The following is a 16203-nucleotide window of genomic DNA, read 5'->3' as shown; positions in this document are numbered from 1 at the left end:
GCGCAGCAGCCCTGAAAACCCAGGGGCTGCTGCGCAGCCCAACGCGGGACAAGCCCGCTCGCCACAACTATCTATCATTTCCCACAGGATTGGGACCAACCAGCAATGTTGCGGTTGAGCAGGGCCTGCGATAGGGCCAGAACAAGCCTGCACAGAACCGTGTGCGAGCAAGCCAGCCCTCACGTGCTCCCACAGGCTCGCAGGCAGCCATCATTATCGCTGCCAAGGCCGATAACCGCCTCAGTACAGGTTAGGCTCCATTTCAAGCGACACCCCAAAGCGTGCCAGCACATCCGCCTGGATGCGCTGGGCCAGCGTGTGCAACTGCACCCCGCTCGCCTGGCCGTAGTTCACCAACACCAGGGACTGCAGGCGATGCACGCCGGCATCGCCCTCGCGAAAGCCTTTCCAGCCGGCCTGCTCGATCAGCCAGCCAGCGGCCAGCTTGACCAGCCCATCAGCCTGCGGATAGGCGACCACTTGCGGAAAACCTGCGCGGATCTGCTCGACCAGTGCCGCTGGCACCACCGGGTTCTTGAAGAAACTCCCGGCATTGCCCAGCTCTGCAGGGTCCGGCAGCTTCTCACGGCGAATGCTGCAAATGGCCGCACTGATGGCCTTGGCCGTGACCTGCTCGACACCTTGCTCCACCAGGCGCTGACGCACCGGGCCGTAGTCCAGGTGGGGCAGCAGCGAACGGCTGAGGGCAAAGCGTACGCGCAGGATCAACCAGCGGCCGGGCTCACGCTTGAACAGGCTGTCGCGGTAGCCAAAGGCGCACTCAACCAGCGAAAAATCGCGCAGCTCGCCGCTCTGGCGGTCCAGCGCGGTCAAGCCGGCAAAGACGTCCTTGATCTCCACACCATAAGCGCCGACGTTCTGCATGGGGGCGGCGCCGACGGTGCCAGGGATCAAGCTAAGGTTTTCCAGGCCGCACAGGCCCTGCTCCAGGCTCCACTGCACGAAAGGGTGCCAGGGTTCACCGGCTTCAGCCTCGACCACAACCTGCGCACCATCGTCGCTCAGCACGCGCCGGCCGTGGCTGGCCATGTGCAGCACCAGTGCGTCGATATCACGGGTCAGCAGCAGGTTGCTGCCGCCGCCGATCACAAACACCGGCACCTGCCGTGCAGCGGCCTGAGCCAAGGCTTCACGCACCTGATCGTCGTTACTGGCCTGGGTGAAATAACGCGCCCGCACGTCGATGGCGAACGTGTTGTAAGGCTTGAGCGAGACCTGCTCTTGCCAGTTGCCGGTCATAAGCGCCCCTTGATTTCGATTACCAGCTCGCGACAGGCCGCCTCGATCAGGTCGAGCACCTGCTCAAAGCCCTCCGCCCCGCCGTAATAAGGGTCGGGCACTTCATCCAGGGCCGCGCCGTAGCGGCGCAGAAACAGGTCAAGCTCACCACGGGCGGTGTGCGGGCGCAACGCCTGCAAGTTGCCCAGGTTGCTCTTGTCCATGGCCAGGACCAGGTCGTAATCGCCAAAGTGGGCGGCCTTGACCTGCTGTGCGCGCTGGCGCGACAGGTCATAGCCGCGGGCCCGTGCAGCCTTGCAAGTACGGCTGTCGGGCGCCTTGCCGACGTGCCAGTCGCCGGTCCCGGCAGAGGCTACCTGCACGCGCTCGCCCAGGCCTTCGGCTTCAAGCTGGTGGCGCAGCACCGCTTCAGCGGTGGGTGAACGGCAAATATTGCCCAGGCAGACGAACAGAACGCGCATCAGGCCTCCAGCAAGCGCCGCACGCGCTCCAGGTCTTCGGGGGTATCGACACCCACAGCCGGGGCCTCGATGGCATCGGCAACGTGAATGCGTACGCCGTGCCACAGCGCGCGCAGTTGCTCCAGGGCTTCGGTTTGCTCAAGCCAGCATGGGCCCCAGCCGACGAAGTCCTGCAAGAACCCTACGCGGTAGGCGTACATGCCGATATGGCGACGGTATGGCACGCCAGCCGGGATCTGCTCGCGGCTGGCTGCGAAGGCATCACGCGCCCACGGCAGCGGCGCACGGCTGAAGGTCAGGGCAAGGCCATTTTTGTCGCTGGTGACCTTGACCGCATTGGGGTTGAACACCGTGTGCGGCTCGTCGATAGGCTCCGCCAGGGTGGCGATACCGGCCTCGGGGTGCTCGGCAAGGTTGGCCGCCACCTGGTCGATGATCACCGGTGGAATCAGCGGCTCGTCACCCTGCACGTTGACCACGATGGCATCGGCGGCAAGGCCGAGCTGCTCGGCAACTTCGGCCAGGCGATCAGTGCCCGATTCGTGGTCGGCACGGGTCAGCAGCACCTCGGCGCCGAATGCTCTGCAGGCTGCGACGATGCTGGCATCGTCGGTGGCGATGACCACCCGGCTGGCGCCACTTTTACGCGCCTGCTCCCACACATGCTGGACCATCGGCTTACCGGCAATCGGCAGCAGCGGCTTGCCCGGCAGGCGCGTGGAGCGCAGCCGGGCCGGAATCACCACAGTGAAGTCCAGGCTCATTTGTCCAGACGCTCGTCGTCGGTCAAGGTGCGGGCTTCGGTTTCCAGCATGACCGGAATGCCATCACGGATCGGATAGGCCAGGCCTGCACCCTTGCTGATCAGCTCGGTCTTGTCGGCGCTGAGCTTGAGCGGGCCCTTGGTGATCGGGCAGGCCAGGATGTCGAGCAGTTTGGTGTCCATGGGGGTTCCTTGGGGCCAGAGGCCGAGAAAATGGGAAAAAGGCTCAGCCCCGCCCTGGCAACAGGCGGGCAAGCTGGGCGTCGAACCAGGTAACGAAGGCCGGCGACGGCGCCGCATCGACCGCCAGGTACCACCAGTCATCGGCGGCGAACGGCCGGCACTTCACCGCATCCTTCTCGGTCATGACCAGCGGCAGCGGCGGGCTGAACGCCAGCACTTCGCGGCTGTAGGGCGCATGGTCGGCGAAGGGGTGCGGCACAGGCTGCCAGTTTAGCCCCAGCAGGGTGTTGAAGAAACGTTGCGGGTTACCAATGCCGGCCACCGCATGCAACGCCTGGCCGGCGGGAAACAGGTCGAGTGCGCGGCGCTCGCCGCTGCGCAGGTTGATCAGCGCAGATGGCTGCAACTGGAAAGCAAAACCGTCGTTGCGGTCACCATTGGCGCCGTTGAACAGCACCGCATCCGCTTCCAGCAGGCGCTCGGCGGGTTCGCGCAGCGGGCCTGCCGGCAGGCAGCGGCGGTTGCCCAGGCCGCGCGCGGCATCGATCAGAACCAGCTCCAGATCCCGGGCCAGGCGGTAATGCTGCATGCCGTCATCACACAGAATGACGTCAGGGGCATCGCTGGCTAACAAAGCCTGCACGGCGCGGGAACGGTCGGGGTCGATCACCAGCGGCACGCCGGTGCGCTGGACGATCAGCAAGGGTTCATCACCGGCCTGCTCGGCCGACTGCGCGGGCGTCACATGCCAAGGAAATTGCGGCGGCTTGGCGCCATAGCCGCGGCTGACCACGCCGACCTTGAGCCCCTGGCGGCGGCAATGCTCGATCAGCCAGAGAATCATGGGGGTCTTGCCGGTGCCGCCCACAGTGATATTGCCTACCACGATAACCGGCACCGGCGCGCGGTAGCTGGCGCTTTCGCCGCTTAAAAAACGGGCGCGCTTGCGCGTGACCACACGTCGGTACAAGACCTCCAGCGGGCGCAGCAGCACAAGGGCCGGGTGCCCGTTGTACCAAGCGGCGAGCAAACGCTCAGCGAAGGCCATCAGGGAGTGCCCTGCGCGGCCTCGACGGTGGTCATGCGCAACTTGCTGAAGCCGAGCTTGCCGGCCGCATCCATCGCGGTGATCACAGCCTGATGCGGGGTCTTGCCGTCGGCGCTGATTGCCAGTGGCAGCGTAGTATCACCGCCGGACTCTTTTTCGATGGCTTCGGTCAGGGTGTCCAGGTCGCTTTTGGGCAGCAAGTGATTGTTCACCGAGTACACGCCATCAGCACTGATGGTGACCTCGATCAGCTTGGCCTCATCGGGCTGCCCGGGCGCGGCACTGGCGGCCTCTGGCAGCTCGACGCGCAACTGCGTCTCGCGGGTGAAGGTGGTGGTGACGACAAAGAACAGCAGCAACACGAACACCACGTCGATCAACGACGCCAGGTTGATATCGACGTTTTCACGCTGACGATTGCGCCGAAACTTCACGCCTTGCCTCCGGCCACTTCCACTTCACGGTCACCTTGCAGCACTTCGACCAGCTTGATGGCCTCTTGCTCCATGCCGACCACCAGTTCGTCGATGCGGCGCAGCAGGAAGCGGTGGAAGAACACGGCCGGGATGCCCACCATCAGGCCTGCGGCCGTGGTGACCAGCGCCTTGGAGATACCACCGGCCAGCACCGAGGCGTTGGCGGTCATCTGCGAGCCCATGAAGGCGCTGAAAATGTCGATCATGCCCAGCACTGTACCCAGCAAGCCCAGCAGCGGGGCCATGGCGGCAATGGTGCCGAGCGTGCTGATGTAGCGTTCGAGTTCGTGGATGACCCGGGAGGCGGCCTCCTCGATGCACTCTTTCATGATTTCGCGGCCATGACGCGAGTTGGCCAGGCCCGCTGCAAGGATTTCTCCCAGCGGCGAATCGGCGCGCAGGGCCTTGAGCTTGTCGCTGGTGAGCTGCTTGTCCTTGATCCACATCCACACCTGCCCAAGCAGGTGTGGCGGGGTGACACGGCTGGCACGCAGGGTCCACAGCCGTTCGACGACGATCGCCATGGCGACGATGGAGCTCAGAATGATCGGCAGCATCATCCAGCCACCCGATTTGACCAATTCCCACACAGTTAACATCCCCCTGGAAAAAGGCCGCCACTCTACCATAGGCACGCTGAGGGCTCATCTGCCGAAGGTCAGGGAATCAGGTGCCGGAGGGGGAGGCTGGCAAATGTTCGATCTCATAGGCGCCAGACACCTTTCGGCGAACACCTGTCAGCCCTCACGCCCCCTGGGATAGAACAACCCTAACGCCAAAACCTGCGCCCTGCACGCTCCCCCTCCACGCCTGCGTGACTCCCCAAGCGCAGCCCCAGCGCCCCTTCCAGCGCGGTGTCATGCACCAGCAGCGCATGCCGCCGGTAGCGCTCGAGCACCTGCGGGTGCGGGTGGCCAAAACCATTATGTCGCCCCCGCGAAATCAGCACCCCACGCGGCGCAAGCGCCTTTATGAAAGCTTCGCCCGAAGACGAGCGACTGCCATGGTGCGGCGACTGCAGCCAGTCGATACGCGGGTCTTCGGTGCTCGCCAGCCAGGCCCGTTCGGCACCGGCCTCCATATCGCCGGCCAACAGCAAGCGCTCACCGTTGGCCTGCACCCGCAACACACAGGAGCGCTCGTTGCTCGACGGCCCTCCTGGCCAGTGCCACAGCTCGAAATCCACCCCATCCCACTGCCAGCGCTCGCCACTGGCGCACAGCGCGGGGCCGGTGTCCTCGCCGCCCAGTTCCCGCAGCACCGGCAAGCCGCTGCGCACCGCGCCAGCTCCACCAGCGTGATCGGCATGGGCATGGCTGATCAACAGCAGGTCCAACTGCTGGACGCCTAGCTTGCGCAGGGTCGGCAGCACTACGCTTTGGCCCAGATCACTGGCGCCCTGCGCGGGGCCTGCGTCGTACAAAAGACTGTGGTGGCGGGTGCGCAACAGTACCGCCAACCCTTGGCCGACATCCAGTTGCCAAACCTGCACCTGCCCATGCGGGATGGGCTCGCGCGGTGCCCACAAGGCCAATAACAGCAACGCCCCGGGCAGGCGCAGCGGCAGACCGGCCGGCAGCAGCAACAGCAGCGCACCAACACAAACCAGCAACCACGCCCATACAGGCAGCGGCTCGGGCAGCCAGGCAGGTTGCAGCGCGGCAACCCAGGCCAGCACCGCGAACAGCCCGTGCAGCGACACACCGGCAAGCCACAACAGCGCCTCGCCGAGCACCGGCACGCCAAGCAACGCGGTACCAAGCAGCGCCAACGGCAACACCGCAAGGCTTAGCCAGGGCACCGCCAGCAGGTTGGCCAACGGTGCACTGAGGCTGACCGGCAAGCCCAGCGCCAGCAGCAGCGGCAGCAAGCCGATGGCGATTACCCACTGCGCACGCGTCCAGGCTTGCCAAGGCCGCCAGGCGCCGAGGCGCGCGGTGAAGCACAGCACCAGCGCCGCAACGGCGCCAAACGACAGCCACAAACCGGGTAACAGGCTGGCCAGTGGCTCGACCAGCAACACCGCCGACAGCGCCAGCAGCAACGGCGTGGCAGCGCCCATATGGCGAAAGCGCAGGCGCCACACCAGCACCACAGCAAGCATCAGGCAGGCTCGCTGCACCGGCACGCCGAACCCCGCCAGCCAGCCGTAGGTCAAGGCAGCCGCCATCGACAATACGCAGGCCGAGTACAACCACGGCAGTTGCCGGGGCCAGAGGCCACGCCGCGCCAGCCCCGCCACCAAGGCGTAGACCAAACCGGCCAGCAAACCGATGTGCTGCCCGGAAATCACCATCAGGTGCACCGTGCCGGTGGCCTGCAGGGTGGTCCAATCCTGGCGCGAAAGACCGCCGCCATCGCCGAGCACCAGCGCTGCGATGACCGCTTCACGACCATAGGCGTCGCTGGCCAGCAGCCGCTGGCGAATGCCGTCTCGCCAGCTTATAGCCGCCTCGCCCAGGCGTTCACCGTGCTTGACGGTGCCGGTGGCGCCAATGCGCCGCGCCAGCAAGGCCGCCTCGCGATCCGGGCCGTGGGGGTTGAGCAGGCCGCTCGGGCGGCGCAGGCTGACAGCCAGCCGCCAGCGCTCGCCAGCACGTAGCTCTGGGCCTTCGAACCAGCTCAGCTGCAGGCGCTGCGGCAGCTCGGCGCGCCGCGACTGGGGCTGCGCCAGCTCAAAACGCACGCCGCGCTCGCCCCGCGTCGGCAGGCCAACTACCTGCCCCTCCAGCCACAGGGTACGGCCATCTAGCGCCGCGTACAGACGATCATCCAGCGCCAACTGCGCTGACCAGCAAGCCCAACACGCCCCAAGCATGAACCAACCCAGCAGCCGCAGGCGGGTCCCCAGCGCCGCCAGGCCCAGCAGCGCCAGCGCCACCAGCCATCCGACCGATGGCAGCGCAGGCAACAGCCGCAGGCACAAGAGGCCGAGCACCAGCGCAAGCATCCCTTTGCGCATGAGATAGAGCTCCAGAAACCAATATCGTCTCTAGGCATAGCGGATGCTGGGGAAAACCTTGCTCAACAATTGTCACAAACTCTGAACAAGGCCGCGTTTCAATGAAGGCATACTGAGCCCCTTCAACCCCGCCGGGAGCCCACATGCCGCGCCGTATGTTCAAACGCTACATGCCGGACCCGAGCAGCATCCGGGAACACAAGTCGTTACGCTTCTTTGGCAAGCTGCTGCACGACCCCAACCTCTGGCACCTCAACCGGCACTCGGTAGCGCGGGCCATGGGCGTGGGCCTGTTCGCGGCGTTGATCCCCATCCCCATGCAGATGCTGCTGGCTGCCGCGCTGGCGATTCCGGTGCGCGGCAACCTGCCGATTGCCGTCAGCCTGGTATGGCTGACCAACCCGCTGACCATGCCGCCGGTGTTCTTCGTCACCTACATGACCGGTGCGTGGCTGATGCAGGTGCCACCGCGCACCTTGCCCGACGAAATCACCGTCGACTGGGTGACCGGCCAGCTGGCAACGGTCTGGCAGCCGTTTCTGCTGGGTTCGGTGGTTTGTGGCGTACTGCTGGGGTTGCTGGCCTACTGCACCACCCTGCTCTACTGGCGCTGGTGGGTGGGCCGGCAGTGGCGCCGGCGCCAATGTCGCTGCGCCCTGGCCAAAGCCTCAGGCGCGCATGCCGCGGCCGCTGACCAGCAGGCGCACACACAGCACGTAGAGCACGGCAGTGGCCACCAGCATGAAGGTGATCGCCGTACCGATGCTGATATCCGACACCCCTAGAATGCCGTAGCGGAACGAGTTGACCATGTGCAACACGGGGTTGGCCATCGACACGGTCTGCCAGAACGGCGGCAACAGCGTGATCGAGTAGAACACTCCGCCCAGGTAGGTCAGCGGGGTCAGGACGAAGGTCGGGATAATCGAAATATCGTCAAAATTGCGCGCAAACACCGCGTTTACGAAGCCCAGCAGCGAGAAAATGGTCGCAGTGAGCAACACCACGATCACTGTCACGCCCATGTGATGCACCTGCAGGTGGGTGAAGAACAGCGACAGGCAGGTGACGATCGCCCCGACCGCCAGCCCGCGCAGCACGCCGCCGAGCACATAGCCGATGAGAATGGTGTGCGGCGACACCGGCGACACCATCAGTTCCTCGATGGAGCGCTGGAACTTGCTGCCGAAGAAGCTCGACACCACGTTACCGTACGAGTTGGTGATCACCGACATCATGATCAGCCCCGGCACGATGTATTCCATATAGGTGAACCCGCCCATGTCGCCGATCTGCCGGCCGATCAGGTTCCCGAAGATCACGAAGTACAGCACCATGGTGATCGCCGGCGGCAGCAGGGTTTGCGGCCAAATCCGCAAAAAGCGCCGCACTTCGCGGTAGACGATGGTGTTCAGGGCTACCCAGTTGGTGCGCAGCTCTACGCTCATACGGCCACCTTCGACAGGTTCTTTTCCACCAGGGCCACAAACAACTCCTCAAGCCGGTTGGTCTTGTTGCGCAAGCTCTGCACTTCGATGTTGCTCAAGGCCAATTGGCCGAACAGCGCGGTAATGCCGATGTCTTTGTCCACCTGCACCTCCAGCGTGTGCGGGGTGATCAAGCGGCACGGATAACCCTGCAACTGCGGGGCAGCCGGCAAGTCATGCTTGAGGTCCAGTACGAAGGTCTCGACATGCAGTTTGCCCAGCAACTGACGCATGCTGGTGTTCTCGACGATGGTGCCGTGGTCGATGATGCCGATGTTGCGGCACAGCTGCTCGGCCTCTTCGAGGTAGTGGGTGGTGAGGATGATGGTGATGCCTTTCTGGTTAAGCTCGGTCAGAAAGCTCCACATCGAACGGCGCAGTTCAATGTCCACGCCTGCGGTCGGTTCGTCGAGGATCAGCAGGCGCGGTTCATGGATCAGCGCCCGGGCGATCATCAGCCGGCGCTTCATGCCACCTGACAACGCTCGTGACGGTACATCACGTTTGTCCCACAGGCCCAGCTGGGTCAGGTACTGCTCGGCGCGTTCCTTGGCCACTTTGGGCGGGATGCCGTAGTAGCCGGCCTGGGTGACGACGATGTCGAACACCTTCTCGAACTGGTTGAAGTTGAACTCCTGCGGCACCACGCCCAGGCAACGCTTGAGCGCGGCAGGCTCGCGGTCCAGGTCGTGGCCAAACACGTTGACCGTGCCGCCGCTCTTGTTCACCAGGGTGGAGAGAATGCCGATGGTGGTGGATTTGCCGGCACCGTTGGGGCCGAGCAAGGCGAAGAAGTCCCCTTCGGCGACGTCCAGGTCGATGCCCTTGAGGGCCTGGAAGCCGTTGCCGTAGGTCTTGGTCAGCTGTCGGATGGACAGGGCAGAACTCATAGCGGGTCAGGTACCGAAATAAAAGGGTCGAGGCACGCCAGGCACAGTCACTGGCGCAGTGGATGCGGCCATGGTGCAAGGCCAGGCCGCACAAGTACAGTCACGCGTAGTGATAGTGACTATCGAAGCACCCGTGGTGTTCGATCAGGTCAGGGCGGTCATTACCGCCGCCTGATAGGCCGGGCGCTGCTTGAGCCGCTCGTACCAGGCCCGCAGGTGGGGCATGTCGGGGCGTTCGATGGGCATTTCGAACCAGGCATAGATAAAACTGCCCAGGGGGATGTCGCCCATGCCGATGTGCTCACCGCTCAGGTAGGGCTGTGTGCTCAACGTCTGGTCGGCAATGCTCAGCAACTGCGCGCACTGCTTGTGCGCGGCATTGATGGCCACCCAGTCGCGCTGGTGTTCGGGGGTGCGCAGCAGGCCCCAGAACAGCGGGCGAAACGGCGTGGCGAATGACGAGGTGGTCCAGTCCATCCATTTGTCGGCCTTGGCCCGCTGGCGAGGGTCGCTCAGGTACCAGCCCTGTTCTGCGCCGTACTCGGCGCACAGGTAGCGCACGATGGTGTTGGACTCCCACAGGGTCAGGTCGCCGTCTTCGAGCATCGGTACCAGGCCGTTGGGGTTGCGGGCGCGGTAGTCCGGCTCGTTGACCCGGCCAAAGGCGCCGCCAGCATCGATGGACTCGAATTCCAGCCCAAGCTCGTGGGCGATCCACAGTGCCTTGCGTACGTTGCTTGAATTCTTGCGACCCCAGATTTTCAGCATGACAGCGTCCCTTGTGAATGCAGAGGGTGGACAGTCTACTCCAGCGTCGGCCTGCGTGCAGGCCCCTCCTCGGGAACACCACCGTGGGAGATCCCAAGATTTTGCGCCAGCACAAGCCTGCATAGAACTTGCGCCCTGCTCCAGGGGTCACTGTCAGACCGGGCCGTCCACCGCAGTGCGTCTAAGCTCTATGGTTTCGGCTGTATGCCTTTAAGGTTCCATGGAGGAAGACTTATGTTGCTGTTGTGGTTGCTGGTCCTGTTATTCGGCACCCTCTACCTGACCCACCGGCGCCTGCCGCCCATGCAGATTCTGGGTGCGGTCGCCGCCTTCACCTTGCTGATGGGCATCTTCAGCAGCGCACCGGGCTGGCTGCTGGTGCTGATCTGGGCGCTGGTCGCGGTCAAGGCAGGATTCATCGCCCTGCCCGACTGGCGCCGCCAAGTATTCACAGCGCCAGTGTTCAAGTGGTTCCAGCGCACCCTGCCGCCCATGTCGCAGACCGAACGCGAAGCGATCGATGCCGGCACCGTCTGGTGGGATGGGCAGCTGTTCAGCGGCCGCCCGCACTGGGACACGCTGCTCGACTACCCGGCGCCAAAACTTACCGAGCAAGAGCAAGCGTTCATCGACGGCCCCACTGAAGAACTGTGCGCCATGGTCAGCGACTGGCGGATCGGCCAGGACCTCGACCTGCCACCTGAAGCCTGGGCGCATATCAAGCAGCACGGCTTCTTCGCCCTGATCATCCCCAAGCAATACGGTGGCAAAGGCTTCAGCGCCTATGCCCACTCGCAGGTGGCGATGAAACTGGCCACCCGCAGCGGCGACCTGGCCTCGACGGTGATGGTGCCCAACTCCCTTGGCCCGGCTGAACTGTTGCTGCACTACGGCACCGATGAACAGCGCGATCATTACCTGCCGCGTTTGGCCCGTGGCGACGACATCCCCTGCTTCGCGCTCACAGGCCCCCTGGCAGGTTCCGATGCTGGCGCCATGCCCGACACCGGCATCGTCTGCAAAGGCCAGTGGAACGGCGAAGAAGTGCTCGGCCTGCGCCTGAACTGGGAAAAACGCTATATCACCCTGGGCCCTGTGGCGACCTTGCTGGGCCTGGCCTTCAAGGCCTACGACCCGGACCACCTGCTGGGCGAGCAGACCGAGCTGGGTATCAGCCTGGCGTTGATTCCCACCGATACGCCGGGCGTTGAGATTGGCAAGCGCCACCTGCCGCTGGGTGCGGCGTTCATGAACGGGCCCAACAGCGGCAAGGACGTGTTCGTCCCTCTGGACTACCTGATTGGCGGCCGGGACCGCCTCGGCCAGGGCTGGATGATGCTGATGAACTGCCTGTCGGTGGGACGCTCCATTTCGCTGCCGGCGGTGGGCACGGGTGCGGCCAAGTACACGAGCCTTGTGACCGGTCAGTACGCGCGGGTGCGCGAGCAATTCAACGTACCACTGAACGCCTTCGAGGGTATTCAAGAGTCGCTGGCGCGTATCGGCGGCAACGCCTGGCTGATGGACAGCGCGCGCTTGCTCACCGCCAAGGCGGTGGACTTGGGCGAAAAACCCTCGGTGCTGTCGGCGATCCTCAAGTACCACCTCACCGAGCGCGGGCGCGAGTGCATCCAGCACGCCATGGACGTGCACGGCGGCAAGGGCATCATCATGGGCCCCAACAACTACCTGGGCCGTAACTGGCAAGGAGCACCGATCTTCATTACCGTGGAGGGCGCCAATATCCTGTCGCGCAACCTGATGATCTTCGGCCAGGGCGCGATCCGTTGCCACCCGTTCGTGCTGAAGGAAATGGCCTTGGCCGGGCGCCAGGACCACGACCAGGCGCTGAAGGAGTTCGATGAGCTGTTGATGCAGCACATCATGTTCGCGACGGGTAACGCTGCGAGCACGCTGGTGCTCGGGCTGGGCCTCGGGCGTTTCGAGAAAGTGCCGGGCGACTCCTTGAGCCAGGGTTACTTCCGTGCACTGAACCGCCAGGCGGCCGCCTTTGCCTTGCTGGCAGACCTTTCGATGATGCTGCTCGGCGGTGCGCTGAAACGCCGCGAGCGCCTGAGTGCGCGGCTGGGCGATGTGCTGAGCTACCTGTACCTGGCATCGGCTGCGCTCAAGCGTTACCACGACCAAGGGTCGCCTGCGCACCTGCAACCGCTGTTGCGCTGGGCGCTGGAAGAGAGCCTGGGCAAGGCCGAGCAGGCGCTGGACGCGCTACTGGACAACTTCCCCAACCGCTTTATCGGCTGCGCCCTGCGGGTGCTGGTGTTCCCCCTTGGCCGTCGCCACGCCGGGCCAAGCGATGAGCTGGACGCTGAGGTTGCCGAGCTGATCGGGCGCAAGCAGGGCGATGCAGCGCTGGAAGAGCTGCTGGACGGCTGCTTCCGCCCGCAAGCCGAGGGCGACCCGGTAGCGGCGCTGCAACGGGCTTGCGACCTGCTCGATGAAGTGGCTCCGCTGCAGGCACGCCTGCACCAGGCGCTCAAGGACGGCACCGTCACGCCGCAGCCTGGCCAGCCAGTGCTCGATGCGGCGCTGCAGGCTGGCGTATTACAGCCGGCTGAAGCCCAGCAATTGCAGGGCGCCGAGCATGCCCGACGGGTGGTGATCGATGTCGATGCGTTCGACAAGGAGCAACTGCTGGCTGAGCCGGGCAAGGTTCGGTGATCGCGCTCAGCCGCATTGTTGATTGGGCCCAACCCTGTGGGTGATGAGCATGGGTATCCAGGCAACTACGGCTGAACGGTGAAAACCGCACAGGGGTGGCGAGCGGGCTTGCCCCGCGATTGGCGTATACTGCGCCCCCCTGTTTCAACCACCGAGGAGCCTCTCCATGGCCAACCCCCACCTGCAATACCACCTGCAACTGCTGCAACACCTGCGCACCATCCTGGTCGCACTGGGCGAAGCAGAGCAGGTACCGGAGGAGAGCCACAGCCTGTTCCTCGACCGCTTCGATGAACTGCTGACCCTGCTGCCACAGGACCCGCTCGAAAGCCAGTACCTTGGCCAGGACCTGATCTGCCAGGTGATCCAGCGCTACCCGCAGATCGCCCACCTGGTTCCCCGCGACCTGCTGTGGTTCTTCGCCGGTGACTGCCTGCACTTCATGCCGGACGATGAACTGGCTGTGTACCAGCAGCTCGAAGAACTGCGCTACGAGGCTGAGCAGAACGGCCAGCCATTCGATTGGCACCAGCACAAACAGATGCTCAGCCAGCCGGCCCCAGGCAGCGCTCACTGACCCTGCCGAATGAAGTGCCGACATTGCCGACAGCGCCGAGGAACTTAGCCTACATACCCTACCGGGGCCTCCCTCTAATCTGCCGGCCTCTGCTGTCAGGCTCAAACACCGAGCCTGAGGGCAGTCAAACCTCGACCACTTCATTCGGAATTACATCGTGATCAAGAAGACTATCGCTGCACTGGCCCTCAGCCTCAGCGCCGGCGCCGCCATGGCTGAAACCGGCATCATCAATTTCCAAGGTACCGTTAGTACTGGCGGCACCTGCCCCATTGATGTCGTCACCCCGGGCGGCCCTGCCCTGCCACGTGTCCACCTGGGCGACTTCCGCACCAAAGACTTCACCGCCGTCGGCCAGAAGACGCCAGCCGTGCATTTCGGCCTGCGTGTCACTCCAGATGCCACCTGCTTGATTGACCCGGCCAAAAAAGCCTACGTCACCTTCTCGCCACGTTTTGGCGCCGACCCGAGCGGCAAGCTGTATTCGCTGCAAAGCGGCCTCGGCTACACCACCGGCATGGTCATGGAAATCAAGGACCGTAAAAACGCCCTGGTCGAACCAGGCAAGGAATCTGCTCCGTTCGACCTGAGCGCCACCGCCCCCACCGACATGAGCTTCATTGCCGCGCTGCAGACCACTGCCGCCACAGTCACTGAAGGGCAGATCGAGACCAGCGTCGACTTCCTGGTCGATATTCGCTGATCTTCCGCGCCAGGCACCTTCGGGTGCCTGGACACCGTTTTCCTTCTGCCAGGTCCAGCGCAATGCCCACTCCGATTCGCCGCCACTCCATGCGTGCGGCAGTGCTCGCCACGTGCCTGCCGCTGTTCGCGCAGTCCGCGCACGCGGCACTGACCATCGACAGTACACGCGTGGTACACCCAAGCAACAAGCGCAGCTCTTCGCTGGTGGTCGCCAACCCCAGCAAGAGCGTCTTTGCCGCGCAGGTCTGGGTCAACACAGCCGCCGACGACACCACCACCGCAGTCCCCATGCTCACCGCACCCAACCTGTTCCGCCTGGAGCCGGGTGGCGAACAAGTGGTGCAGATCAACGTGCTGCCCAATGAGCTGCCCGATGATCGCGAGTCGCTGTTCTACTTCAACGTCCAGGAACTGCCCGAGCGCGCCCCTGAGGCCCGCAATGTGCTGAACATCGCCTTGCGCACCCGGATCAAAGTGTTTTATCGCCCCACCCAGCTCAAGGAGCTGCCGCAAAGCCGGCTCGGCGACCTGGAATGGTCCGTGCAGCGCCTTGATGGCAAGCCCCTGCTAGTGGTCGACAACCCGTCGCCCTTCCACTTCACCTTCGGCCGCCTGGAGGTCAACGGCATAGCCCTGGACCCGAAGGAAATGGCCATTCCCCTGGGGCGCCAGCACTATCCGTTGCCGGCACCGCTTACCGATAGCAAAAAGATCGACGTCACCTTCAACATCATCAATGACCACGGCGGGGTAACGCCTGCTCTCACGCGTACAGCCCCTGTTCGCTGAACAGGGCCGTCAGGCGATCAGCACCATGCTGAGTGTCCGCTGATGAGACCAGCTCTCGCCGCCATCGAAGCTCAACCTCGCTGTGATGGTAAACGAGCTGTTCACCTGAAGGCGCTGCAGGAAAGCCTTGGTCAGGCTGGTTACGACGTGCTCGTTGCCAGAACGCACCGGGTACCCGGTATCGGGGTCACCATCGCGCTAGGTACCCCCTACGACGGGGCATTGGTGGCTAACAGCAACCGCTTCATTGCCGACCCTGGCACCCTGACGGCAATCCCGTATCGCGGCGGTTTGCGCAGGCAGACCGTGTTCGCCACGCAAATGGGGGACATGCGTGTCAAGCTCACCTTGGTCAAGACCGGCCCGATCGCTCCGGGCCCACAAACCATCGACGAAGAACTCTTCCATGGCATCCTTGACCAGATGGGCAAGGTACTGGACTTCCGGCTCAAGACCACGGTCAATCATGCCCAGTGCAGTCTGCGTGCCGATGCGGTGAGTGCCGACCCGGTGCAACTGGGCGACTACAGCCTGACCGACTTCCCCGCGCCACCCGGCAACGCCCGCACGGTGCCATTCCACATCCGCCTGAATGACTGCCAGGACGACAGCAACGCCAGCGCCGCCACGGCCTACATCCGCCTCGACGGCATCCGCGGTTCGGCACCCGTGGACCGAGCCCTCGGGTTGTTCAGCCTGACCAGCAACTCCACGGCCACCGGTATTGGTATACAGATGCAGCGAGCCGACGGCACGCCCATGCCTCTGGAACAAGAGGTGCCGGTCAAGCGGCTGAACATCGGCATCACCCAGCTGGACTTCCAGGCGCGCTTCTACCAGACGGCGGCCAAGGTAACCCCCGGCCTTGCCGAAGGTGCGCTGAATTTCACTGTCAGCTACCAGTAAGCTGGGCGCCCTGGCATCTGCAAAACCTTCCAGATGCCAGGGCGCAAGTGCTCTATTACCGCAGCGTCGAATAAGCCCGGCGCCAACCGGCGCAAATCCGCTAACAGTGCAGGCAGGCACTTTTCGAACGGCAAAAAAAAACGCCACTCGAAGAGTGGCGTTTTCTATGTTTGGAGCGGGAAACGAGACTCGAACTCGCGACCCCGACCTTGGCAAGGTCGTGCTCTACCAACTGAGCTATTCCCG

The 16203-nt window shown here is 64.1% G+C and carries 17 protein-coding genes; 6 read left to right on the top strand and 11 right to left on the bottom strand.

Annotated elements, in window-relative coordinates:
- Positions 1-240: 240 nt before the first annotated feature.
- The 8 genes from murB to HU720_RS21500 all read right to left on the bottom strand — a co-directional run bounded on the left by murB (position 241) and on the right by HU720_RS21500 (position 7153).
- Positions 241-1260, bottom strand: a complete 1020-nt coding sequence (murB, locus tag HU720_RS21535; RefSeq protein WP_186522644.1) for a UDP-N-acetylmuramate dehydrogenase — start codon at positions 1258-1260, stop codon at positions 241-243.
- The gene (locus HU720_RS21530; RefSeq protein ID WP_186522641.1) at positions 1257-1721 is read right to left on the bottom strand and encodes a low molecular weight protein-tyrosine-phosphatase; all 465 of its coding nucleotides are present in this window, start codon (positions 1719-1721) and stop codon (positions 1257-1259) included. The genes murB and HU720_RS21530 overlap by 4 nt, the downstream gene beginning before the upstream one ends.
- Positions 1721-2485 (bottom strand): 3-deoxy-manno-octulosonate cytidylyltransferase, encoded by a 765-nt coding sequence (gene kdsB / locus HU720_RS21525; RefSeq protein ID WP_186522640.1) that lies wholly within the window; start codon positions 2483-2485, stop codon positions 1721-1723. Before kdsB ends, HU720_RS21530 begins: the two co-directional genes overlap by 1 nt.
- Entirely contained in the window at positions 2482-2667 is a 186-nt protein-coding gene (locus HU720_RS21520) for a Trm112 family protein (protein WP_049861532.1), read from the bottom strand. The genes kdsB and HU720_RS21520 overlap by 4 nt, the downstream gene beginning before the upstream one ends.
- A gap of 43 nt (positions 2668-2710) precedes the next feature.
- A complete protein-coding gene (gene lpxK / locus HU720_RS21515; protein WP_186522639.1) occupies positions 2711-3715 on the bottom strand; it encodes a tetraacyldisaccharide 4'-kinase in 1005 nt (334 codons plus the stop codon).
- Positions 3715-4149 carry a biopolymer transporter ExbD gene (locus tag HU720_RS21510; RefSeq protein ID WP_186522638.1) on the bottom strand — a complete coding sequence of 145 codons (435 nt, stop codon included), beginning with the start codon at positions 4147-4149 and terminating at the stop codon, positions 3715-3717. Before HU720_RS21510 ends, lpxK begins: the two co-directional genes overlap by 1 nt.
- Positions 4146-4781: a MotA/TolQ/ExbB proton channel family protein gene (locus tag HU720_RS21505; protein WP_186522637.1), complete on the bottom strand. Its 636-nt coding sequence runs from the start codon at positions 4779-4781 to the stop codon at positions 4146-4148. The genes HU720_RS21510 and HU720_RS21505 overlap by 4 nt, the downstream gene beginning before the upstream one ends.
- Positions 4782-4960: 179 nt before the next feature.
- Positions 4961-7153 carry a DNA internalization-related competence protein ComEC/Rec2 gene (locus HU720_RS21500; RefSeq protein ID WP_186522636.1) on the bottom strand — a complete coding sequence of 731 codons (2193 nt, stop codon included), beginning with the start codon at positions 7151-7153 and terminating at the stop codon, positions 4961-4963.
- Between the two features lie 143 nt (positions 7154-7296).
- Here HU720_RS21500 and HU720_RS21495 point away from each other — a divergent pair, with 143 nt between their 5' ends.
- A complete protein-coding gene (locus HU720_RS21495; RefSeq protein WP_186522634.1) occupies positions 7297-7938 on the top strand; it encodes a DUF2062 domain-containing protein in 642 nt (213 codons plus the stop codon).
- Here HU720_RS21495 and HU720_RS21490 read toward each other — a convergent pair.
- The 3 genes from HU720_RS21490 to HU720_RS21480 form a co-directional block, all read right to left on the bottom strand.
- On the bottom strand, positions 7822-8601 hold the full coding sequence (locus HU720_RS21490; protein ID WP_186522632.1) for an ABC transporter permease: 780 nt from the start codon (positions 8599-8601) through the stop codon (positions 7822-7824). The genes HU720_RS21495 and HU720_RS21490 overlap by 117 nt on opposite strands.
- Complete coding sequence (locus HU720_RS21485) at positions 8598-9530, bottom strand: ABC transporter ATP-binding protein (protein ID WP_186522630.1); 933 nt, start codon at positions 9528-9530, stop codon at positions 8598-8600. Before HU720_RS21485 ends, HU720_RS21490 begins: the two co-directional genes overlap by 4 nt.
- Before the next feature lie 144 nt (positions 9531-9674).
- On the bottom strand, positions 9675-10298 hold the full coding sequence (locus HU720_RS21480; protein WP_186522628.1) for a glutathione S-transferase: 624 nt from the start codon (positions 10296-10298) through the stop codon (positions 9675-9677).
- A 234-nt stretch (positions 10299-10532) separates the two neighbouring features.
- Between HU720_RS21480 and HU720_RS21475 the strand changes: the two genes are divergently transcribed.
- The 5 genes from HU720_RS21475 to HU720_RS24640 all read left to right on the top strand — a co-directional run bounded on the left by HU720_RS21475 (position 10533) and on the right by HU720_RS24640 (position 15957).
- The gene (locus HU720_RS21475) at positions 10533-12980 is read left to right on the top strand and encodes an acyl-CoA dehydrogenase (protein ID WP_186522626.1); all 2448 of its coding nucleotides are present in this window, start codon (positions 10533-10535) and stop codon (positions 12978-12980) included.
- A gap of 166 nt (positions 12981-13146) precedes the next feature.
- Positions 13147-13557: a PA2817 family protein gene (locus HU720_RS21470; RefSeq protein ID WP_186522623.1), complete on the top strand. Its 411-nt coding sequence runs from the start codon at positions 13147-13149 to the stop codon at positions 13555-13557.
- A 157-nt stretch (positions 13558-13714) separates the two neighbouring features.
- Positions 13715-14260 (top strand): fimbrial protein, encoded by a 546-nt coding sequence (locus tag HU720_RS21465; protein ID WP_186522621.1) that lies wholly within the window; start codon positions 13715-13717, stop codon positions 14258-14260.
- 62 nt (positions 14261-14322) lie between these two features.
- Positions 14323-15051, top strand: a complete 729-nt coding sequence (locus tag HU720_RS21460; RefSeq protein ID WP_186522619.1) for a molecular chaperone — start codon at positions 14323-14325, stop codon at positions 15049-15051.
- 147 nt (positions 15052-15198) lie between these two features.
- A complete protein-coding gene (locus HU720_RS24640) occupies positions 15199-15957 on the top strand; it encodes a fimbrial protein (protein ID WP_186522617.1) in 759 nt (252 codons plus the stop codon).
- The last annotated feature ends 246 nt before the right edge of the window (positions 15958-16203 follow it).

Origin of the sequence: Pseudomonas sp. SWRI51, from assembly GCF_014268825.1 — a bacterium.
Classification (GTDB): domain Bacteria; phylum Pseudomonadota; class Gammaproteobacteria; order Pseudomonadales; family Pseudomonadaceae; genus Aquipseudomonas; species Aquipseudomonas farsensis.
This window is presented reverse-complemented; position numbering and strand designations above follow the sequence as displayed.